Genomic DNA, 22990 nt, shown 5'->3' with positions numbered 1-22990 from the left:
TCATAGCGAAAACAACAATGTGTAAACGCTTTTTGATAAAAGGATAGAAAATGGAAGTGCAGTATTACGCGGGTTTGGTAGTCCTTTCCCTTGTGGTGGCATTTATCGCATCAATTACAGCGCTGAATATGGCGGGACGGTTGCGTGCAACACAAGGCGTTGCGTCGGCGTTATGGCTTATTGGCGGGGCGTTTTGCATGGGCATTGGCATTTGGACCATGCATTTCATTGGTATGCTGGCAATGGATATGGCAACTCATGTGGCATACGATGTTTCTCTGACGTTGTTGTCTTTTCTGGCTGCTATTATTTCTGCTGGTCTGGCGATGTTTGTCGTACAAACGGGGGCTTTGTCTTTATTGCGACTGATAGTGGGAGCCGTATTGATGGGGGCTGGCGTTTGCACCATGCATTACGTGGGAATGGAAGCCATGATAATGCACGGTGAGTTAGCTTATAACCCAGCCATTGTCGCGTTGTCGGTAGTTATTGCTGTTGGTGCCTCTGCAGCAGCATTATGGTTGTTTTTTCGTCTGAACCCTTCGGGTGCTGACCGACCACGGTTTGTATATCGTCTTGCGGCAAGTTTGGCTATGGCTTTGGGTATTTCAGGTATGCACTATACGGGTATGGCTGCAACCATTTTCCCTCCAGCTATGGACATGCCAATGGAAGAAGGCGCATTGCCGTCTACTCTTGCGGTATCGGTGGCTGTCGTTTCAATTTGTATTATGCTCACTGCACTTTTGTTGTCTATCTATGACAGGCACCTATCATCCCGCCATGCAAAACTGGCAGCCTCTTTAAGTGAAGCGAACCGTGAATTAAAAAGTATGGTGCATAGGGATCCCCTCACGCAGCTTCCAAACAGGCTGTATTTTGAAGACAGTATAGCGCAGTTATTGTCAGGAGATACGAAGTCGCTGAGCGTGTTTTTTGTGGATCTTGATCGCTTTAAAAGTGTGAACGACGCCCTTGGCCATCATGTTGGTGACGAATTGATAAAGCAGTGCGCTGCCCGGTTGCAGGCTGTAGTCCGGGATGATGACATTGTAGCAAGGGTAGGTGGCGATGAGTTTATGGTACTTATTCAGGGGAATCCATCAGAGCAAGTAGCGGAAAAACTGGCGTTTCGAATCGTTGATTCCCTACAGCAACCTTTTCAAATTGACGATGCACTGGTGAATATCTCAAGCAGTGTAGGGGTTAGCATGTACCCTGAGCACGCCCAGAGTAAACACGAACTTATGGTGTACGCCGATGCAGCCATGTATGCGGCGAAAAAGTCGGGCAGAAATACGTACAAGTTCTACCACCAGGACATCACGAACGATACTGAGCGCTACAGCAAGCTGGATGAACGGTTGCGGCATGCGCTCGCCAATGATGGGTTGAGTCTGGCCTATCAACCGAAAGTTGACGTAGCCACCGGAGAGGTTACCGGTGTCGAAGCATTGGTGCGCTGGCACGATGAAGTGCTGGGTAATGTGACCCCGGATGAACTTATTCCATTCGCAGAAGATGCCAATTTAATTTTGCCATTAGGTGAATGGGTGTTACGCAATGCTTGCCAGTATGCTTCAGATTGGGAAAAAGAATTCGGCCAACCATTGCCCATAGCGGTGAATATCTCAGCCCTGCAATTAGCTAGCCGTGGTTTTGTTTCTGTTGTCGGTCAAATCCTCATTGATACCGATTTACTGGCTGAAAGACTTGAGCTTGAACTGACAGAAAGTACCTTGATTAAAGATCCCAAACACGCTTTGGATGTGATGTCGGCGTTGCGGGGTATCGGTGTTTCGATCTCTATTGATGACTTTGGTACCGGATATTCCAATCTGGCGCAGCTGCGAAGGTTCCCCATCGACAGATTAAAAATTGATAGAAGCTTCATGTCTGATGCGGTAACGAATGAGCAGGATGCTGCCATTGTAAAATCGGTAATTGCTCTGGCAAATATTCTCAATTTGCAGGTGACAACCGAGGGCATAGAAACTGAAGAGCAACTGGCTTTCATCCGCACTCTTAAAGGCCAGGAATATCAGGGGTATTTATACAGTAAAGCATTGCCCGGTGACGAACTCAAGGCATTGCTGAAGACGCGAAATGCCATTGGAGTTTTGGCAATGGATAAACAAGCTGGCTAGGTGAATGCTAACGACGATGGCTTATGGCACTTCGTTTTTTAAATTTACTTTTCAGTGTGGTGTAAAGCAACACACCACCTGTGCACCATATTACAAGTAAAATTATACCGGCGGGGAGAAATATCCACAGCTTTGCGCTTTCTGCAAACCAGCTACCATCATGAATAGATTCGATAATATTCGAGCGGCGATAGGCAATGTGTAATACCTCTTGCGAGGCCGCGTCTATCTGCGCTTCCCAGAGGTTATTGGCCTGAATTTTTATGATCCCTTTGCCTGGCCGTACGTCCAGCCGATCGATATCAGCCCAGGTTGTTACCTCGAGTTCAGGAACATGCCTGGCAATGGTGAGGATGTCTGAAAATGCCACTTCAGGTTTGTTACTGCTGCCGGATTGGGTGGGGGGTTGCACCCAGTCTGATTGCTTTTTTACCTGTAATAGAATGCCACTTCCAATGACAATAACAGAAGGCACAATGATAAGCAGCGCTAACCACAGATGAATTTTACGGCTCCATTGACGTAGTTTAGGATGCACGGGTTCTCTCGCTTCTGTAAATAGGATACTGATTTTCTTTCAAGGTTTTACATGTTCCCATTGCGATAAATACGTTAAAAATAGAGCTTCATATTTGCCACTAATTCCCGTCCTCTGGCATAAGGCGCGAGATCATCTCTGGACACCACGTAATAAGCATCGGTCACATTGCGTAAATGCACAGACAAGGTGATATCGGCTGAAACATCATGAGAATAACCAGCATCAATGCGATTCACAGACTCAGTGGGTAGTTCGCCGTCAACAATTTCATCAGATGATGCACGGTGCACGAGTGCAACATAACCATTTCCCTGTTCAAAGAAAAGCGCAAGCGCGGCGCGATGCTGCTCAGAAGGAATATCGGCCACCGTTTGTCCGGTATTATCCTCACCACGAATCCATTGACCACCAAGGGTAAATTCACCATTAAAACCGGATACGTTAAACGCTTGTTTAAGCTGATAGTTTATACCCTGAATATCGGCTTCTTCCAATGCCTGGTAGCGACGAACAGTGTCGCTCACCGCAAGCCTCTCAATATAATCGGCTATGTTCTGGTGGAAGAACGACAAGCTAAATTGAATCGTTGATCCTTGATACAATACTGAAAGATCGATGTTTTTCACTGTTTCTGTAGGTAGATCTTCATCACCAAACACTTCGCCTCTAGGGGTGGAACCGGCGTAGTAGCGCTCGGTTAGACTGGGAACCCGATAGGCGTGGCTAAAGTAACCGGTTAGCGCCCAGCGCTGGGTGAGATAGTGCTGATAGCCGATGAATCCGCTGAGATTAGTATCCTGCTTAGAGCGGTCTTCCAGGTGGTTTTTTTGATAAGTTACTGCAGCCCGCGTGCCTGCAGCCCATTGTCCGGACTCTTGTGGAAGCGAGTAATCGACTGCTACGTACACATCTGCCTGCTCAGCATCCATAGTACGCTGATTTGTCACCAATATCTGTTGCGCGCTGATTTCACGTTCATCTGCGGTAACACCAAGTCGGCTGTCCAGGCCAGCGCGCCATTGCACAGTGCCGCCGGCTAGGGGATTGCTATCGCTGATGTAAAACCCTGCACTAACGGCGTTATTTTCAACCTCGTTGGTTCTGACGCCAGGACGCTGGGTAAGTGTTGTTGTATGAGCTTTGTGGGCATAGAGTGTGAGGTTTTGCCAGTCAAACACGGTTTTTACCAGCAAGTGGTCATTATCAGGGTAGCGGGTAAACTGCTCTGCAACCGGCAATGCACTGGCTTTTGCAATGTTATTTGTTGTGGAATAGAGCACCAGCGCGTCCCTGACATTGCCTTGTGGCTTTTGGTGGCGTAACAACATGCTCTGCATTTCGAAGCCATCATAGAGAGAGTCGCCTCGGCCATCACTACTGTTATTGGCGTGGCGATGACTGAGAGCCCAGCTCAGGTCGTTTATATTTGTGGTGCCAGATAGTGCGAATTCCTGGTAATCATTATTACTGCCATAAGATACATCCAGAGTAGTTTGCCGGGGCGTAAGTAAAGAGAAGTCAATACCGCCACCAATAGCACCGGAACCCAGTTGAGTTGACGCGGCGCCGTAAATGAGTTGTGCATTATCTACCAGCGATGGTGCGATAAATTCTGCTGCTGATCCTGCTCGTCGGTCAGTGTGAATGGGAATGCCTTCCACCAGTGTTTGTATGCGCCAGCGAGCAAAGCCCCGAATATTATAGGTTTGAAACAGGCCCCCCTGACCATTCATGGCAACGGCGGGGGAACCCGCTACCAAATTTGTAAGACTGTCCGTGCTTAAGTACGTGTCGTCGGCCATGTCCAACTGAGGCAATATTTTTGATGCGGCGGCAAGAGAGCCCGGTGATTGTTCAGTTATCTCAATACGAAGTGCTTGTTCCCAATTATCCGCGGCAAATAAGCAAAATGGAAAGAGGAATAAGAGAAGCAGGGGCAGTCTAGACATAAATGGAAGGGCGTGAAAACGAAGTAATGTTTCAGAACGATGACACATTCTAAACAGATTCTTGACGAGGTAGCCGGGAGTTTAACGCACAGGACAGTCAGTCAACGTGAGCGAGTTGCAGTATTAACATTTTCGAAATAATTTTTTAAGTGACATTATAACAATTAGTAATAAAACTTACCCAGGGAACCTAATGAACATTTTCAAAAAATCATTACTGGCCACAACTCTGCTTGTCGCCGGTATCAGTGCCGTGGCAGCAAAAGAAGCTGATGAACAGGGCATTTTCAATAGTAGTACTTTCAAAGCGATGTCATTTCGCAATATCGGTCCAGCGTATATGTCTGGGCGTATTGCAGATATCGCCGTGGATCAGAAGAATCCCTCAACCTGGTATACGGCTGTGGGGTCTGGTGGCGTATGGAAAACCGTAAATTCTGGTACCACCTGGACGCCGGTTTTTGATAGTCAATCTGTGTATTCTACCGGCGATGTCACTATTGACCCCAGTAATTCAGATATCATTTGGGTTGGCACGGGTGAGAACAACGGCGGTCGTCACATCAGTTTTGGTGACGGCGTTTATAAATCCATGGATGGTGGTAAAACCTGGAAAAACATGGGCTTGAAAAAGTCAGAGCGCATCTCTGACATCATCATTCATCCGGAAGATTCTGATGTAGTGTGGGTATCTGTTCAGGGCGCGCTATGGTCTAAAGGTGGTGAGCGAGGTTTGTATAAGACCACTGATGGCGGCGACACCTGGAAACAAGTACTTAAGCCTGCCGATGAATGGACGGGGGTAACCTCGCTACTTATCGACCCGAGAAACCCAGACAAACTTTATGCTGCCACCTGGTCTCGCCAGCGTAAAATTGGCACCTATGTGGGCACTGGCCCGGGAGCAGGTATTCACACGTCTGACGATGGCGGTGAAACCTGGACTGAGCTTAAAACCGGTTTGCCTGAAGGCAACATGGGTAAAATCGGCATGGCCATATCTCCCATTAAGCCTGATGTGATATATGCAACTATCGAAACTGACAACCGCAAAGGTGGTTTTTATCGCTCTGAAAATCGTGGTGCAAGCTGGGAGCGTATGTCTGATGAAGTGGGTGCCGGAACCGGGCCGCATTATTATCAGGAAATTTTTGCAGACCAACACCAGTTTGACCGTGTGTATATTGCCAGTAACAATAGTAAAGTGTCTGATGACGGTGGTAAAACCTGGACGAATATCACCACAGAGCGCAAGCATGTAGACGATCATGCTATGGCGTTTCACCCCACCGACCCTGATTTTGTGTTAATTGGTTCTGACGGCGGTATTTATCAATCTCACGATCGCATGGCTACCTGGCGATTCATGGCTAATCTGCCACTAACCCAGTTCTATAAAATAGCGGTAGATGACAGTAAGCCCTTCTATATGATTTACGGCGGCACCCAGGATAACTCTACACAAGGTGGGCCTTCACAAACAAACCGTGTTGATGGGATTAAGAACAAAGATTGGTTCTTAACCTTAGGTGGCGACGGGCATCAACCTGCGATTGAGCCAGGGAATCCGGACATCATGTACTCACAATGGCAACAAGGGAATTTGACCCGTCGGGACATGAAAACAAGCGAGAATGTGTACATCAAACCTCAGCCTCTGCCCGGCGACCCGGCTGAGCGATTTAATTGGGATGCACCTATCAACGTATCTGCCCATGATCCCAAGCGTTTGTATTTTGCTTCTCAGCGGGTATGGCGTTCGGATGATCGCGGGGACAGCTGGACCCCAGTATCTGGTGATTTAACCCGTAACGGTAACCGCATGCATCAATCGTTAATGGGGCGAACCTGGTCTGTGGAAGCAGGGTGGGATCTTTATGCCATGACAGAATTCCACACTATCGCCAACTTTGCTGAAAGTCCGGTAGATGAAAACATCATGTGGGTTGGCACCGATGATGGCCTAATTCAGGTCACCACCGATGGCGGCAAAAACTGGAAAAAAATCGAACTGGATGACATTAGAGGCATTCCCGAAAATGCTTATGTGAACGACATTCGGGCTGATTTATTCGATCCTAACACGGTTTATGTTGCCCTTGATAATCACAAAGAAGGGGATTTTAAACCCTATCTAATTAAATCAACTAACTTAGGTAAGAAATGGACTTCATTGGCTGATACCTTGCCTGAAAAGCACCTGGTTTGGCGCATTGTCCAAGACCACAAAAACAAGAATCTGATGTTCATCGGTACCGAGTTTGGTGTGTTCTTCACCGTCGATGGCGGTAAAAAGTGGGTGGAACTGGATGGCGGCATTCCTACTATTTCAACGCGTGATGTACAACTTCAGCGTCGGGAAGACGATTTGGTTGTAGGTACTTTTGGCCGTGGTATTTATATTCTGGATGACTACAGCCCACTTAGAGAATTGGACGAAAAAGCGCTGGAGGAAGAAGTGTTATTCTTCGCACCAAGTGTGCCAGTTAAGTGGTTTAGCCTGGATAGCAATCACAGTGACGGTGACGGTAATGACGCCTTTACTGCAGATAATCCGGAACATGGTGCGACATTTACCTATTACCTGAAAGACAGCTTGTTGACGGATAAAGAAGTACGACAGCAAGCAGAAAAAGAAATGGTGAAAGAGAAGAAATATCCCAAGTACCCATCGTGGGAACAGGTTGAAGCAGAGAACTTGCAACCCAAGCCATCTGTGTATATCGAGGTAACTGATACTCAGGGTAATGTGATTAAGCGGGTAGAGGGTAAAACAACCAAAGGGTTGCATCGTATTACCTGGGACATGACGTTTGCACCGCAAAGCGCTATTACCAAACTGGAAGAAGGACGCCGAGGTGGCCGCGGTCCTATGGTTCCGGCGGGAAGTTACAAGGCTGCTCTGTTTAAACGGGTAGATGGCGTTGTTACACAACTTGCAGCGCCGGTTGATGTAGAACTGCAGCCAATTTATGAACCTTCCCTTGAAGGGCCGTCTTCAGAGGAAGCACAGGCGTTTTCGAAAAAGCTCATGTCAGTAGACAGACAGTTCTCTTCTTTGGAAGCGGTGTTTGAATCGTTAGAAGAAAACATGAGCCTTGTGCGTAAAGCCATTAATCGCACGCCTGGTGATATCAGTGAGCTGGAAGCTCGGTATGCGGCGTTGACAGCTGAAATAAATGAGATCAACCATCAGTTGTATGGCCTTGAGTCTCGTGAACGCATGGGTATTAAACCACCTAATGTGGCCAGCCGATTGGGTTATGCGATGTCGGCGCTGTGGTCATCTTACGGCCCGACTACGCAGCATAAACAACAGCTGGGTTACGCGTTGGACGGCATTGAAGAGGCGAGTAAACGTGTTAAGGCGCTTCAGGATGATAAAGTGCCAGCGTTGCAAAATGCAATTATCAAAGCCGATGGTCCATGGACCAAAGGTGCAGATATGATTTTATAATCCCTTTCGGGAAATAAAAACGGTGCTGAATATAGCACCGTTTTTTTTTGGTTTTTACTTTGTTATCTGAAGATCAGAGCACTTCGTTCATGTAAAGGTAAATAAACTCCTGTACTATATTCAGCGCTTTATGATAGATATTTGAATAAAACAGACTCCCGCGTCAAATATATGAAGATGTGAGTAACAACAATGCTTAATGGTTTAGTACTGGCGGGTGGCCAATCCCGGCGTATGGGGCAGGACAAAGCGTTAATGCTTTATAACGGGCGCACTATGCTGGACCATGCCACTTCTTTACTTGAAGCTGCGGGCTGTAGCAATGTCTTGATCAGTCGAAATGCTCCAGGTTACATGTCTGATGTTATCGCTGATGCCGGCCCCTTGGCTGGTGTTCTAACTGCATTTAATGCGATAGGTAGCAATAACGAACTCCTTGTATTGCCTGTGGATATGCCACGGATGTCCGCTGATATGTTGCGAAGGCTTTGTAAAAGAGGAAGGCGACAGGGGAAAGCATGTTATGTAAAAAGTAAAATGCTGCCTTTTTATCTGCCAGCCGATGAAGATATTATGCCGCGTCTTATCCAATATCTATGTGTCGAGAATAAAAGAAAGGTCTTGGGCTTTCTTGAAGCAATTGGCGCTGAAGCCATTGCTGATGACAATGATGCACAGTGGTTAAATGTGAATACACCGGGTGACTGGCCCAATGAAAAATGAGTATTCACACTCAACAGCTGAGCGAGGCATCGTTAAACAGTCGGCTCGCTTGCTTAACAATGAAAATTCTCACACCGAATTTATTCTTGCTGAAGAAGTCGCGTTGAGCTTAAGCTATAACGGCATTAGTCATGCTGTTATGATGGTTACACCCTGTAATTTGACCGATTTTGTTATTGGCTTCAGTATGACAAGCGGCATTATCAATCACCCCCGCGAACTCCATAATTTAGTTTTCACTGAGCACGACGAGCATATTAATGCAGAAATCGAAATCACAAACCGCGCTTTTTGGGCGTTAAAATTAAAACGCAGACAACTAGCCGGTACCAGTGGATGTGGGCTGTGTGGTGTGGAAGCCCTGGATATGGCAATGCCCAAATTAGTAGCGCTTGCGCCCGCCACATTGCCAGAAGCATCGCAACTGGCCGGACTGAGAGATAATATTATTGATGCGCAAATTCTGGCTCGTGCAGGCGGAGCTGTTCACGCCGCGATGTATTTGACGTTAAGTGGAGAGGTTGTGGTTTGCCGGGAAGATATCGGGCGTCACAATGCATTCGACAAACTTATCGGTGCGGTGCTAGGTTCAAAATTGCAGCGTACTGATGCAATGGTTGTTCTCACCAGCCGCTGCAGTTTAGAGCTGGTACAAAAAGCAGTGACAGCGCGATTGCCGATTTTGGTTACGTTGTCATCCCCTACATCATTGTCGGTAAAGTGGGCAAAGCGTTATGGGCTCACGCTTATTCATTTGCCCAAACGCGATGCTCCCAGGGTGTATTCATCACAGTAAAATTGTGGTCTACCGGATTTCTACACGTTTTGTACGTCAATTCGTCCGTCTGCAGTGGATTTCGTCAGCGTTATGGCTATGAATTTTGACGTGGGTGTAAAAGTGCCTTCGCCGTAGCTTTCAAGAGGAACCAGTGGGTTTGTTTCGGGGTAATAGGCAGCTGCCTGACCTGGTGGTGTATCGTAGGCTACCAACATAAACTGCTCCACTTTACGGACCTTTCCGTCACTCCACAACGACGTGATATCAACTTTATCACCGTCTTTAAAACCCAATCGTGCAATGTCGTTAGGGTTGACGAAAAGCACATCACGAGCGCCAAATACATGCCTGTAACGGTCGTCCATGCCGTAAATAGTAGTGTTGTACTGATCGTGGGAACGCAAAGTTTGCAAGATCAGATCGGGCTTTTCTCCTCGGGCAAGGACTTCACCGTTTATCAATGAATCAGGCAAATCGTTCGTGGCAAAAGACGCTTTGCTCGACGGCGTTTCCCACTGTCGCAGCGCAGCACTATTACCAAGGTGGAAGCCGCCAGGTTGTTTAAGCTTTTGATTGAAGTCAGTAAAGCCAGGGATGGTATCTGCAATCAGGTCGCGAATGTTATCGTAGTGGGCGACGAGCTCATCCCAGTTCACCGGCGTGTTCCCTAATGTTGCTTTAGCTATGCCTGCAATGATAGCTGGTTCAGAGCGCAGCGTGTCGGCGGTAGGAGGAAGTTGACCGTAAGAGATATGCACCATGGAAAAGGTGTCTTCTACGGTGATACCTTGTTGTCCGCTGGCTTGCATGTCTATTTCTGTGCGGCCTAAACAGGGTAAGATAAGCGCTTCTTTGCCTGTGGTTAGGTGGGACCGGTTCAGCTTAGTGCTAATTTGTACTGTCAGATTACAATTCTGCATGGCTTCGTGAGTACGCGGGGAATCTGGTGTAGCCTGTGCAAAATTGCCACCCAGTCCAATGAAGACTTTCGCTCTACCTTCTTCCATAGCCTGAATGGCTTGAACGGTATTATGGCCATATTCCCTGGGCACAGAAAAAGAGAATCTTGTCTCCAGGGCATCAAGTAGTGTAGCAGGCGGGTTTTCATTGATACCCATGGTGCGGTCGCCTTGAACATTACTGTGTCCTCGCACGGGGGAAAGCCCTGCGCCAGGTTTACCTACATTACCCCTAAGCAACTGTACGTTAACAATTTCCTGTACCGTAGCAACAGAATGCCGGTGCTGAGTAATGCCCATTGCCCAACACATGATTACCTTATCAGCGCGGCGATACATAGCTGCTGCATGCTTTATTTCCGCTCTCGTCATACCAGATTGTTCTTCAATTTTTTCCCAACTAGTGGCATCAACAGCGGCCAGGTACTGGTCAATGCCCTGTGTGTGGGCTTTAAGAAAAGCGTGATCGAATACAGCAGGTTCGTTGTTTTCTCGGGCTTCACGCTCCCAGGCCAATAACCATTTCGCGATGCCACGCATCACCGCCATGTCGCCCCCTAATGTAGGCCTGAAATAAGCGGTATTGGTTGGCTCTGAGCCGTTAGTCAGCATCTCAACCGGGTGTTGAGGATGCTGGAAGCGCTCAAGCCCCCGTTCTTTTAACGGGTTAAAACAAACAACTTGCGCTCCACGACGCACCGCTTCTCGCAATGGTTCAAGCATACGTGGGTGGTTAGTACCGGGGTTTTGGCCGAGAACGAAAATAGCATCTGCTTTGGCAAAATCGTCGAATACTACGGTACCTTTGCCAACGCCTATTGTGGGCTTCATGCCTTGTCCGGAAGCCTCATGACACATGTTGGAGCAATCAGGAAAATTGTTCGTACCGTAAGCGCGTACAAAAAGCTGATAAAGATATGCGGCTTCGTTGCTGGCTCTTCCCGAGGTATAAAACTCTGCCTGATGCGGAGATTCCAGACCATTAAGGTGCGATGCAATAAGGGAAAAGGCATCGTCCCAACTTACAGCTTCATAGTGGTCGGTATTAGCGTTATAACGCATGGGGTGGGTTATTCTGCCTTGTGATTCAAGCCAGTAATCTGAGTGACGTTTTAACGCTGAAACTTTGTGGGCTGAAAAAAACGCAGGGTCAACCACACGCCCGGTGGATTCCCAGTTCACTGCTTTCGCGCCGTTTTCACAAAATTTAACCAACCCGCTTTCCGGTGATTCTCCCCAGGCGCAACCCGGGCAATCAAAGCCTTTATCCTGATTGGTTTTTAACATGGCGCGAAGGTTTTTCAGCGGTTTTTCGCTAGATATCCAGCTTTTCGTCACGCTTTTTAGCGCGCCCCATCCGCCTGCGGGTTTGTCGTATTGCCTGATATTACCTTTGTCGCTCATGTTCAAACACCTACTTGAAAACGGATAATAACTACTTTCACTGTTAACCACTCTATAGATAACGCTTTGTTTTATCCAATTGACATTAGTTACAGCCAGTACATCAAATTAAAAAATTTTTGGTGAATTATTAACGATAAGTTGGGGATGCCCCCTTTTTGAAAAGCAGAAAACTACAATGTAGGGTTTGTGATAGTGCGCTTAGAGAGGTCTGCTATTGCAGATCTCTCGCTCGTTGTAAACCCGCTTCTTTTGGCTGTGCTGGTTACACGACCTCAGGTGTAAGCGCCTGTGTCCACAGTACGTCACCATCACGATTGATATGTGACACTGTCAGTTGTTTGGTTTTCGCGTCAATACTCATCTTACCAAAAAATTGAAACCCTGCTGCAGGTGACTGATTAGGCGGCATGTCCTCTGGAATACCTTTAAACACCAGTTCAGGCCCGAATGTGTTATCAAGTTTATTGGGTCCAAAGGTGCCGGCATGAAGCGGACCACTGACAAATTCCCAAAATGGCTTAAACTGTTTGAACTGCGCTTTCTCCGGTGAATAATAGTGAGAAGCACAATAATGCACGTCGGCAGTAATAAAGTGCACGTTCTGAATGTCGTGCTCTTTAATAAAACTCAACAGTTCGGCCACATCTGCCTCACGGCCTGCTACCGGCCCATCGCCGTTGGCAACGGCTTCAACCTTACCATTTCGATAATCTGCAACGACAACGCCAATGGGCATGTCCAGAGCAATAATTTTCCACAGGCCTTTTGCTTTCCGCAGAGACGCTTTTAACCATGCTAGTTGTTTCGCGCCCAATATGGACTCCGGTACGTCGCCATGGGTTTCAGAAGGGGCTCGGTTTGCAGTGCGATAGCTGCGCATATCGAGGAAAAATAAATCCAGCAACGGGCCTCTTGATACGTGCTGAAACAACTGGCGGTTTGCTGCATCGGGAAGTGGATTACACTCAACCATGGCGGTACGGCCTCGCTTAGCCAGGGTGCTCGCGTCCTGGGTGGAGTATCGCGCGTCTTCAATTTGTTGGCCGGGATACCAGTTGTTACGTACCTCGTGATCATCCCATAAATAGTAACTGGCTACCTGGCGATGAAACGCTGCAAAGTGAGGATCGAAATAGTTGTAGTAAAACCGGTTTCTAAAATCCTGGGTGGTTTGGGCGACATGATCAACATGATCAGCATGGCGATTCTGCCACAGGCTACCGTCTGCAGCTTTTGACTCGGGTAAAATAGGGCCATCGGCGTAAATTTGATCGCCACAGTGAATAAAGAAATCAGGCCGATGTTGCAGCATGGTTTGATAGGTTTTCATGCCGCCATGAGCAGGGTCGATACCATAGCCTTGTCCAGCGGTATCGCCAGACCAACAAAAGCTAAGTCCTGCAGACGTTGTGTTAGCTGTGCGAAATTGACCAGATACACGGTCGCTAATTTGCGCGCCCGTTTCACGATCACGCATGTGGCAGCGGTAATAATAATGGGTGCCTGGTTTTAACGATGTGAGCGTCGCTTTGCAATTAAAGTCGTTAGCAACCTGCCCAAGGCTGCCTGTTACCGTCACAACATCCTGGAAGCGCTTTGTTTCACTTAATTCCACAGCAAGCACACCATCGCGACTGGCTCGGCACCACACAATGGCGCTTTGTTTGGTAGCACTTCCCACTGCTGGCCCGCTGGTAATAGCGCTGCGATAGATAAACGGGTTGTTTGATTGGGCACAGGCAACAACGGGTAAACCCGCCGTTGCCAGACCCAATTTAATGAAGTCTCTTCTTATCACACTGTTTTCCTAAAAAAGTACTGGGCTCTAGGAGATAAACCGATTGCCATACAACTTTTTCTGTTACATATAGTTAATCGATACTATAAAACACAGCGATGACAGATTTACTACTTTTTCATTTATAAAAAAGGAAGAGGACGGACAGGGGATAGGCAAGAGATATGCAAGAATCAGGGAGGAGAGGCAGCGGTAAACGTTTGTCGAGTGTTTACCACCACGTTATACCGTTCTAGTTATTTACTTTGTACGGTGAGCTGGTACGAATAAACACCATGGTTTCACCAGTGTCCGCATTAGTAATGTTATGAGTTGTATTGCCCACAGACTCTATAAAGCTCCCAGCTTTCAATTGCGTTGGCGCTGATGCGCTTTGCTCGTTGTACGCAAGTGAGCCGCTAATTACCACCGCTTTGAACTCATCGGCGTTCGATACGATTGAACCGCTAAAGCCTTCAGGGAGCTTAACCATAGAGCCGTAAAGTGAATTTGTGTCTCCCCATAAATAAGTCGCTGTTACGTCTTTGGCCGAAATCGTTGCAATATCACTGTCGTGTAGCCACACCATGTTGTCTACGTGAATGTTAATCGGCCGCTCCCCATTGTCGAAGTGCCCTTTCGATGGCTGAACGAGGTACGGGCCTTCATCTATTTCCAGATAAATAAGGTTATTTTTGTCGTTCGCTGCTGTTGTGTGATTTTCACCAGCAGGCTGCGTCCAGAACGATCCTGTGGGCATCCACATTTTGGCGGCATCCGGGTCATCGTTATGCATAGCTCCTTCGATAACAATACCGCGATAAGTGATGTTATGAATATGAGGTGGTGATTCAAACCCTTTGTTGAAACGCACCAACATACCGGTTGCGGTGTTTTTAGTTCTGTCGCCCCACAAATCTGCGGCACCCGGGCTTTTATCTCCCCGAGCAGGGTTTAAATAACCCCAATTTACTTCTTCCGCGGTAACGATTTTCGTTTTAGCCTGAGCACTGGCAGTAACCCCCGTGTTGATTAGCAAAACAGATGCGAATGCCAATGTAGTAGTAGCTTTATGTTTCATCATTGCCTCCTAAAAGGTGAAAGAAAGTTGTCTGTAATTAATGTTTTAAAGTGTATTGATTGATAGGGGCGGGATAAACGGGCAAAAACTTAAAAGACTTTCCCGAAATGGTGGATAATGAAAGTGATCCTTTTAAAACACGTTGCGTGGTAGGAAAATGAAAACGGAAGATTTGCAGGTATTTGTACAAGTGGCTGAAGAGAGTTCCATTGCCACTGCAGCAAGCGAGTCGAAAATATTCAATGGAACGCAAGTTACGTTACTGATTTACAGATAAAGGTAAAGCAAAGGAGCAAGCATGGGATACGGGTATTTGGCATTAGCGATAATATCGGAAGTCGTTGCGACGTTGGCATTAAAGAAATCGGATGGCTTTTCTGACTCAACGTATAGCACCGTTTGTGTTGCAGGCTACATCATCGCTTTTTATTTTTTGTCACTTGTTTTAAAAACCGTACCGGTAGGTGTAGCTTACGCAATATGGGCGGGTATGGGGATTTTCTTAATCGCACTATTTGGCGCCGTATTTTTTAAACAAATCCCCGATACCCCAGCAATCATCGGTATGATTTTAATACTGTCTGGTGTTGTTGTTATTAATGTTTTCTCGAAAACTGTGGCGCATTAACAATGAATCAAGATTGCGTAGTTTTTCAAGCTTCGAGGAAATAGATCATCGCCCTCTATGTGTAACCAGTACTTTTCAACCAAACAGGTGAGAGGCTGCGGGGTGTTATATCACCGGAATACTATACTCAGAGGATGGTACAACAATGACAATTCACAAAAAAACTTATCGAGATGGCCCGTTCAAAGATTTTATTGCACAAGGCACACAAGTTGGAAATATGCTTTATTTGGCGGGGCAGGTAGGCATAAGCGAACATGGTGATGTACCAGCAAATATTGTTGAACAAACCGCTATCGCTTACTCCAATATGAAACATGTTTTATCTCAGTTTGGGGCCGACATGGGAAATATTGTCGACGAAACATTTTTCGTTACAGACATGAATGAATTGATGGAAAACGTAGAAGCAGTCTATGGCCAAAGAGAGTCTGCATATGGAAGTATGCCCGAAGTAAGTCAAACCGTTGTTCAGGTCGTTGCTCTTGTGCAACCGGAATTGAAAATAGAAATTAAGTGTATTGCTCAGATTTGAAAATCGATGGCGCTTCTTAAACATTAAACTTGCGCTTTACATCTTTATGGTATTGAATCTACATATGATTTTTACGTTTTCTCATAGAAGATGGCGTTGTGTGTTTAAAAGGATTTGATCAAATGAAGTATGCTGTATTGTTTCTCCTTTCTCTCGGTTTGACGGGCTGTGGCACAATTAATACACCCCATGATGGCGTTGATGCCATCTACAACACTACCTCTGCGGTGATCAAAGGAACGAATACCAAAGAAGCCTGCACAGTTGGGCATGTCGATGATAGAAAGAACTGCAGACGTCGCACGCAAGCAGAAACAAATGCCATTTCTGAATCCATTAGAAAGCATCGTCGAGATATCGACGTACAATAACTTGCTGTAGTTGAAGCCAGTAATTTGTAACGAGTTCGTGAGATAAAACTACCGCACAGCATAAAGAGTATGATGAAGCCAGCTGTTAAGAGCAAAATTCCATTAGTGTTTCTGACTATAGTGTCGATATGGTGGGGATACTATTATGCTTCATCGAATGCGCTTAATGAGTATGGAAGCGCAAATTACGAATGGTTGTTTATGCTCGACGCATTCTTGATGTTGCCGGTCATATGCTTTTGTTGTGAATCAGACAAGCAAAAGGCGCTTTTAAAAGCCATTCTTTTATGTTGCACGGCCGTATTCATAGGCAGCTTGATTATACCAGAGCAAAGTAAACAGGTTTTCCATTTTCTACAAAGCGGTCGCTACATAGTAATGGCCGTTATTTTGCTATTCGAGTTCTCAGCCGTGGCGACAGTATGTATAGCCGTTCGCGCTTCACTAGCAAAAAAGGTCGATCCAGACTTAGCAGTTGCCAACCCCATTGAGAAAATGTGTGGCTGTTCTTTACTCAGTTCAATACTGGCATTCGAAGGGCGCATGTGGTGTTTTGCGCTTTTTTCCTCTCAAATTAATAGCAGCGCTTACCGGGGAGAACAGCATTTTTACTACGATAAAAAAGATGGCGCTCATAGCAATCTTTTAGGGTTTCTTACGCTACTCGTTATTGAAATTCCCCTTGTTCATGTACTTCTTCATTTCTTATGGTCAGGCACGTCAGCGACTGTCATCACAGCTCTTTCATTGTTTGGGCTGGTATTTTTCTTTGCCGAATATAAGGCCGTTGCAAAACGTCCCATATCCATATGTGGTAATAAGTTAATTGTAAGATATGGATTATCTTCTCCCATTGAGATCCCTCTAAACAACATTGCTGAAGTTCGTCCAAACACGTCATTCGTCAAGCGTGCAAGTGGTATCAAACGTTTGAACTATGCTGGCGTGCCAAATGTTGTTGTAAAACTCAATTCACCAATAAATGGAAAAACAGCACTATATTTGGGAGTAAATTCACCAGATGCTTTTATAAAAACGGCACAAGAGGTAAAAAATACCACCTCGTTCACGTAGATTGGTTGTAGATACAAGGAAATACTTTATGAAATGGGCATTTATCGATTACGAAAACGTCGGAAGCCTTGGCAGGGTCGATCTTGCCTGTTATGAACGTGTAATTGTGTTCTTAGGTGCCAGACAGCCGCGACTGGATTTCAACGACCGAAAATATGACAAGCCGATTAACCTTGTGGTGATTCAACTTAAGGCTACTCAACCTAACAATCTGGATTTTCATCTCGCTTATTATCTGGGAAAGTTTAACAGTGAAGCTCCAACCGGCGTTACCTTTGATGTAGTCACTAATGACGCTGGTTTTGTGCCGCTAATTGCCCATATCAAAAAGGGAGGTCGCCCTTGTACACAAGTGAACGTGGTGCTCGAATCTGCACACGGTGATAAGTTTATTGACAGTTTCAAAGCTCTACCAAAAAATTTACTTCCACGAAAAGTGGTGAGCTTACGCAACTATATTGATTGCCATTGTAATTTTAAAGGCAATGAAGTGGCTATTCAAAATAAGTTTAATCAGTTAGTCAATGCGAACTTTGTCAAAGTCTCAGGGGAGGATATCGAGTATCCAGAGTGAAGTTAGCGCCATATGAACCAATCCGTCGAAGGAAAATGGTTGGCGCCGCATACAATAAGATACAACGTCACCAGCGGAATTTTATTCACCGGGTAGCGTTTAAATACCACTGCAGTGTTGTGGCAAGTTAGACAGTCTGCAAAGTAACGTGGTTATCGCTTTTCCAACTGATCAAAAAACCAGAACGACTTTTCAATATTGCGATGCCAATATGACCACTCATGACCGCCGTCCAACCAAGTATGGTCTAATTCTATACCACGATTTTTGAGCTCACTAATAAGCGTTTGGTTGCTGGCAAAGAGTTCATCTTGTTTACCGCAATCTAGCCGTACAGGTGGCATTACCTGGTGATTTTGTTCTAACCAGTATATCAAATTGGCCTCGTTTTTGTCCGCGCATTCGTAGCGGTTGGTGGGGTAACTAACGAAATGGGAAAAGTCATCAAGGCAGGTAATGGAGGAATGAGCCGAGATGCCTTTATAAAGGGCGGGGTGCTTGGCTCCTAACCGTAAAGCGCCATAACCACCCATGGACAACCCGGTAATGTACCAGTTGCTGTTACCGGTTACTGCTGGAACAGTGTCAGTAACTGCGACTTTAACATCATCACTTATCCAGGCGTCGTAGTTGCCGTATTCTCCTAAAGGCAGGTAGCCAGAACCATCCCACAAGCCTCCATCAGAAGGCATGACTAACACGAACTCTGTTAAGCCTTGCTGGCGTAGTGATTCGTACACATGATGAACACCGCCTAAGTGCATCCATACCCAGTTGTTGCCATAAACGCCGTGTAGTAAGAGCACTACCGGCACATCGGAACCCGTTGCGTGTGCATTGTAGATACTGACATCGCGGCGTCCATTCAGGTTGTCTGAATGTACAGTAACCAGCTGTAATTTTTCAGAAGTATAAGCAGGGTTTGACACTTCAAGGCGCAAAATACTCATTAGTTACTCGCCTTGTCGTAGCCGGGCATCATAACCACGCCTTTGGCAACGCGACCATTGATTAAGTCGTCCAAACCCGTGGCAATGTCATCCAGGCTATAAGTTTTTGTTACCAGCTCATCCAGCTTCAGCGCGCCTGTATCGTACAAGCGCAGCAGCTTGGTAAAATCTCGCTCCGGGTTACACATGCCGTAAAGCGGGTTGATGTAAATTTTGTCCCACTCGAATAACTCGCAATTAAAATCAATGCGCTGTTCGATACCACTTACCTGGACTGCGGTACCAGCACTGCGAACAAGTGCCAGTGGCGCCGAGCCAAGTGCGGGAATAGCCGTGCATTCAAATGCGTAATCTGCGCCGCGGCCGCCGCATATTTCACGCACTTTTGCTGCAACCTTGGCAAAATCCACATCACCTTTTTCAGCGATAATGCCGTGGGTTGCACCAAACTGTTTGGCTTGCTCTAAACGTTCGTCATTAATATCAATAGCGATGATAATGGCCGCCCCAGAGTGCTTAGCACCCTGAATACAATTTAGCCCCACGCCTCCACAGCCGATAATGCAGGCGGAAGACCCAGCGTCGACTTTTGCGGCGTTTACAACGGAACCCCAGCCGGTCATTACCCCGCAGCCTACAATGGAGGCTGACGAGTAGGGGATATCTGAATTGATGACCACCACCGCTTCTTTTTTCACTACAGTGTATTCACTCAGCGTGCCTAGGTGAAACGAGCGCTCAATGGGCTGTTCTGCCCGCTTGCTTGATTCGATATGCGCGTGACCATCAAGCCCGCAACCACAGACCGGCGAGTTCACCTCGCAAATATGCAAGTTGCCTTCCCGGCACTGGAAACACTCACCGCAGGGAATGGCCCAATTTAAAATCACCTTGTCGCCTTTGCTGATGCCAGAGACGCCTTCACCTACAGCTTCAACAACACCAGCGCCTTCATGACCGACGATAAATGTTTTGTTCCAGTTTTGAATGGAGTCCCAATCGGTATGACACAAGCCAGCGGCAACAATCTTCACCAACACTTCACCGGCGCTGGGTTTACCTACCATTACAGTTTCTACACTTATATTACCTTTGCCATCGGAGATAACGGATTTTGATGCGATCATGAGGATGCTTCGTGATATTAATAAGATGTTAAATATTGAATCACACTACTAGCAGTGCTTCTGTCAAAATTATGGGATTAAATATCAAATATCTGCCTTCATAAGTACTTATGTTATTTTTTTGTTTTAAAAAAGGCTGATTTTCTGTTTATATGCTGGTTAATGTCATTTAATACTCATTTAACGGTGGTGATGTTGTGGTAATTGAGAGTAGTGAGTGATGAGCAGATCTGTCTATTGTGAGCCTTTCGCTATTGAAAAAGGTTACGAATTTGAAATTCACCATGTGAAGTATGGTGAAAACGATCCGTACCATTGTTTTATGCACTTTCACGAGGTGCATGAGTTTATTATTTTCGAACGCATTGAAGGTCATTATTTTTATAGCCAGGGTGAATCGACGCTACACGATTACGACATTGTATTTACGCCAGCATTGGAAACTCACAACTTTGCTTGTAGTGACAGGGAAAAGTCGTGGTTCATCATTCAGTTTATGCCACATGTTTTTGATTCAGAAACCATGGCGAGCGTGCGCACGTTTTTTCAACATGGCCTTCATTTACGTCTGCCGAAAGAGCGACGCACCGAAATTCAGCAACAAGTTGCCTGGCTGTTTGAGAGCTATCAGCGAGAACCGCTGAGCGCTCGTAGCCAAACGCTCCTACAGTTGCTAGTACTCACTATTGCTGAATATGCAAAACCAGCAACCGACACTTCGACAAAACCGATAACCCATTCTCCGTTATATAACAAAATGCTGCCCGTGATTAATCAATTTAAAAATCAATCAGCGGTAGAGTTGTCGTTAAATGAAGCCGCCGAGATGTGCCATCTATCACCGTCTCATTTTTCCCGGGTGTTCAAGCAAATATTTCGCACCAACTATTCAGAATACGTACTACGGCACAAGCTCTACAGCGCAGCGCGGTTGCTGAGTCAGTCAACTTTGTCGATTACACAAATCAGCTATGAACTGAACTTCTCCAGCCCGTCTCATTTTATCGCGCAATTTAAAAAGTTGTTCTCAGTCACACCAAGGCAGTTTCGCACTGCAATGACAAATTAGAGGCAGTTAAATGTGGAGATGCCTACGGGTTAATACCCTGGTGGTTAGGTTCACTCAACGGTGCAATATAGCCCAAATCAGGATTTGTCTCAGAGGCTACAGCTTGTCTTCAAGGTGAAAAGCTAGCTGATGCAATCATAATAGTGCTAGATTAACTGGACTTTGCTGGTTGTGTTCTTCTCTTGGTTCTTTAATAAAGAGCCTGCTCCAACATCAGCTTTAATAATAAATGACAGGAAACAAGGATGAAAAAGGTTCAGGCAGTAACTTATGCTTTTCTAATGTTCGCCTTATCGGCAAACGTGAATGCAAACGACATACTTAGCATGAAGCAGCGGAGCGAGTTGATTGATAAGATCACCGTTGAACGTTTTGATACGGTGCTGCCGCAAATTATGGAACGAGAAGGCATCGATATGTGGGTGCTAATGTCGCGGGAATACAACGAAGATCCAGTACTAAAAACCATGCTGCCTTCTACCTGGATATCCGCAAGACGTCATACCATGTTGGTGATTTATAACCCGGGTAAGGGTCAGCCACTAGAGCGTTTGGCGGTTGCAAGATACGCTGTCGGCTCTTTATTTAAAAAAGCTTGGGATAAAGAAATACAGCCTGATCAGTGGGAAGCACTGAAGCAAGTCATCGAAGCTCGTAACCCTTCAAAAATTGCCATAAATACGTCTGATGCGTTTGCCCTTGCTGATGGTATGACTTCTACTGAGTACGAACAATTTATGGCCGTTCTTTCTGAAGACTTAAAGCGCCGCGTCGTGAGTGGCGAGAAGCTTTCAATTGGATGGCTGGAGACGAGGAGTGAGCTGGAGATGGAGTATTATCCAGTTCTTACCCAAATTGGACACTCACTGATAGCCACGGCATTTTCAAATGAGGTTATAACGCCTAATACGACGACTACCGATGATGTCGTGTGGTGGCTTCGGGATCAAACCCGTGCACTAGGACTTACCAACTGGTTTCATCCTTCCGTGTCAATTCAGCGGGAAAACAGCGAAGTATTCGATCAAATCTCTGCCTTTAGCAAACGCCCAACAGAAAACATCATTCGCCCGGGTGATTTAATCCATGTCGATTTCGGCATTACTTATTTGCGACTTAATACCGATCAACAGCAACACGCTTACGTGTTGAAGCCTGGCGAAGAAGACGCGCCAGAAGCTCTGAAAGCGGCACTTAAAACCGGTAATCAACTGCAAGATATTCTCACTAGTAAATTTAAAGTGGGCAGAACCGGAAACAGTATATTGCGCATGTCTCGGCAACAAGCTATTGAACAGGGCATCACGCCCGCTATTTATACTCATCCTCTCGGTTTACATGGGCACGCCGCAGGTCCAACTATAGGCATGTGGGATGCACAGGGAGGCGTGCCGGTTCAAGGCGACTATCCCATGTTTGCTCAAACAGCGTATTCCATAGAATTGAACGCGGCGAGTTATATTGAAGAGTGGGGCAAGGAAATTAGAATTATGCTGGAAGAAGATGCGTTTTTTGATGGGAAATCAGTGATGTATCTGGATGGCAGGCAAACTGAGTTTCACCTGATCCACTCCGAGGAAAACTAATTAAGGTGAAATGTTTGTGATATTTGCAGATGAGTTAACTTGTCGCATTGAAGCTGAGTTTCCTGGGGGGATGGAAATGAAAAGGTGCTATTGGAGGTCGATTTCTTAACTAGTCATGCTTTTCTACAATAAGTTGCCAGATTATGGAAAGTCGCTATTGCGATAGATATTATCCATCGCGCCATCTTACTTTTTATCACTCTTACCGCCTTTTTGTGAAGTGGGTTAATCCACTTCGATGCTTTTACGTAACACAT

The 22990-nt window shown here is 46.1% G+C and carries 18 protein-coding genes; 11 read left to right on the top strand and 7 right to left on the bottom strand.

Features of this window, described 5'->3' with window-relative positions; genetic code table 11:
• Window positions 1-50 precede the first annotated feature (50 nt).
• Complete coding sequence (locus tag ACXACM_RS19070; protein WP_474823749.1) at window positions 51-2147, top strand: putative bifunctional diguanylate cyclase/phosphodiesterase; 2097 nt, start codon at window positions 51-53, stop codon at window positions 2145-2147.
• Between the two features lie 7 nt (window positions 2148-2154).
• Here the strand turns inward: ACXACM_RS19070 and ACXACM_RS19065 are convergent, their stop codons facing one another.
• On the bottom strand, window positions 2155-2685 hold the full coding sequence (locus ACXACM_RS19065; protein WP_474823747.1) for a PepSY domain-containing protein: 531 nt from the start codon (window positions 2683-2685) through the stop codon (window positions 2155-2157).
• Between the two features lie 74 nt (window positions 2686-2759).
• Window positions 2760-4685: a TonB-dependent receptor plug domain-containing protein gene (locus ACXACM_RS19060; protein ID WP_474823745.1), complete on the bottom strand. Its 1926-nt coding sequence runs from the start codon at window positions 4683-4685 to the stop codon at window positions 2760-2762.
• Window positions 4686-4830: 145 nt separating this feature from the next.
• Between ACXACM_RS19060 and ACXACM_RS19055 the strand changes: the two genes are divergently transcribed.
• From ACXACM_RS19055 to fdhD, 3 genes are all read left to right on the top strand, one after another.
• Window positions 4831-8094, top strand: a complete 3264-nt coding sequence (locus ACXACM_RS19055) for a VPS10 domain-containing protein (protein WP_474823743.1) — start codon at window positions 4831-4833, stop codon at window positions 8092-8094.
• A gap of 192 nt (window positions 8095-8286) precedes the next feature.
• Window positions 8287-8817 (top strand): molybdenum cofactor guanylyltransferase, encoded by a 531-nt coding sequence (gene mobA, locus ACXACM_RS19050; protein WP_474823741.1) that lies wholly within the window; start codon window positions 8287-8289, stop codon window positions 8815-8817.
• On the top strand, window positions 8807-9613 hold the full coding sequence (gene fdhD / locus ACXACM_RS19045) for a formate dehydrogenase accessory sulfurtransferase FdhD (RefSeq protein WP_474823740.1): 807 nt from the start codon (window positions 8807-8809) through the stop codon (window positions 9611-9613). Before mobA ends, fdhD begins: the two co-directional genes overlap by 11 nt.
• Window positions 9614-9633: 20 nt before the next feature.
• On the opposite strand, the gene ACXACM_RS19040 is transcribed toward fdhD, so the two are convergent.
• The 3 genes from ACXACM_RS19040 to ACXACM_RS19030 form a co-directional block, all read right to left on the bottom strand.
• Window positions 9634-11958, bottom strand: a complete 2325-nt coding sequence (locus tag ACXACM_RS19040; RefSeq protein WP_474823738.1) for an FdhF/YdeP family oxidoreductase — start codon at window positions 11956-11958, stop codon at window positions 9634-9636.
• A 265-nt stretch (window positions 11959-12223) separates the two neighbouring features.
• Window positions 12224-13759: an alkaline phosphatase D family protein gene (locus tag ACXACM_RS19035; RefSeq protein ID WP_474823736.1), complete on the bottom strand. Its 1536-nt coding sequence runs from the start codon at window positions 13757-13759 to the stop codon at window positions 12224-12226.
• Between the two features lie 232 nt (window positions 13760-13991).
• Complete coding sequence (locus ACXACM_RS19030) at window positions 13992-14822, bottom strand: DUF4437 domain-containing protein (protein WP_474823734.1); 831 nt, start codon at window positions 14820-14822, stop codon at window positions 13992-13994.
• A 295-nt stretch (window positions 14823-15117) separates the two neighbouring features.
• Between ACXACM_RS19030 and ACXACM_RS19025 the strand changes: the two genes are divergently transcribed.
• The 5 genes from ACXACM_RS19025 to ACXACM_RS19005 all read left to right on the top strand — a co-directional run bounded on the left by ACXACM_RS19025 (window position 15118) and on the right by ACXACM_RS19005 (window position 18001).
• Window positions 15118-15447 (top strand): DMT family transporter, encoded by a 330-nt coding sequence (locus ACXACM_RS19025; RefSeq protein WP_474823732.1) that lies wholly within the window; start codon window positions 15118-15120, stop codon window positions 15445-15447.
• A 145-nt stretch (window positions 15448-15592) separates the two neighbouring features.
• Complete coding sequence (locus tag ACXACM_RS19020; RefSeq protein WP_474823730.1) at window positions 15593-15982, top strand: RidA family protein; 390 nt, start codon at window positions 15593-15595, stop codon at window positions 15980-15982.
• A 122-nt stretch (window positions 15983-16104) separates the two neighbouring features.
• Window positions 16105-16353, top strand: coding sequence for a hypothetical protein (locus tag ACXACM_RS19015; RefSeq protein ID WP_474823728.1), 249 nt, complete (start codon window positions 16105-16107; stop codon window positions 16351-16353).
• Window positions 16354-16422: 69 nt separating this feature from the next.
• Window positions 16423-17427 carry a hypothetical protein gene (locus ACXACM_RS19010; protein ID WP_474823727.1) on the top strand — a complete coding sequence of 335 codons (1005 nt, stop codon included), beginning with the start codon at window positions 16423-16425 and terminating at the stop codon, window positions 17425-17427.
• Window positions 17428-17455: 28 nt separating this feature from the next.
• Entirely contained in the window at window positions 17456-18001 is a 546-nt protein-coding gene (locus ACXACM_RS19005) for a PIN domain-containing protein (protein ID WP_474823725.1), read from the top strand.
• A 152-nt stretch (window positions 18002-18153) separates the two neighbouring features.
• On the opposite strand, the gene ACXACM_RS19000 is transcribed toward ACXACM_RS19005, so the two are convergent.
• Both ACXACM_RS19000 and ACXACM_RS18995 read right to left on the bottom strand, forming a co-directional pair.
• Window positions 18154-18951 (bottom strand): alpha/beta hydrolase, encoded by a 798-nt coding sequence (locus tag ACXACM_RS19000; protein ID WP_474823723.1) that lies wholly within the window; start codon window positions 18949-18951, stop codon window positions 18154-18156.
• Window positions 18951-20078, bottom strand: coding sequence for an alcohol dehydrogenase catalytic domain-containing protein (locus ACXACM_RS18995; protein WP_474823721.1), 1128 nt, complete (start codon window positions 20076-20078; stop codon window positions 18951-18953). The genes ACXACM_RS19000 and ACXACM_RS18995 overlap by 1 nt, the downstream gene beginning before the upstream one ends.
• Window positions 20079-20298: 220 nt before the next feature.
• Between ACXACM_RS18995 and ACXACM_RS18990 the strand changes: the two genes are divergently transcribed.
• On the top strand, window positions 20299-21147 hold the full coding sequence (locus ACXACM_RS18990) for a helix-turn-helix transcriptional regulator (RefSeq protein ID WP_474823719.1): 849 nt from the start codon (window positions 20299-20301) through the stop codon (window positions 21145-21147).
• Between the two features lie 245 nt (window positions 21148-21392).
• Window positions 21393-22733: a M24 family metallopeptidase gene (locus ACXACM_RS18985; protein WP_474823717.1), complete on the top strand. Its 1341-nt coding sequence runs from the start codon at window positions 21393-21395 to the stop codon at window positions 22731-22733.
• Window positions 22734-22990: the final 257 nt, after the last annotated feature.

The sequence above is a fragment of the Alteromonas sp. AWQ4_252 genome, from assembly GCF_056158205.1.
This window is presented reverse-complemented; position numbering and strand designations above follow the sequence as displayed.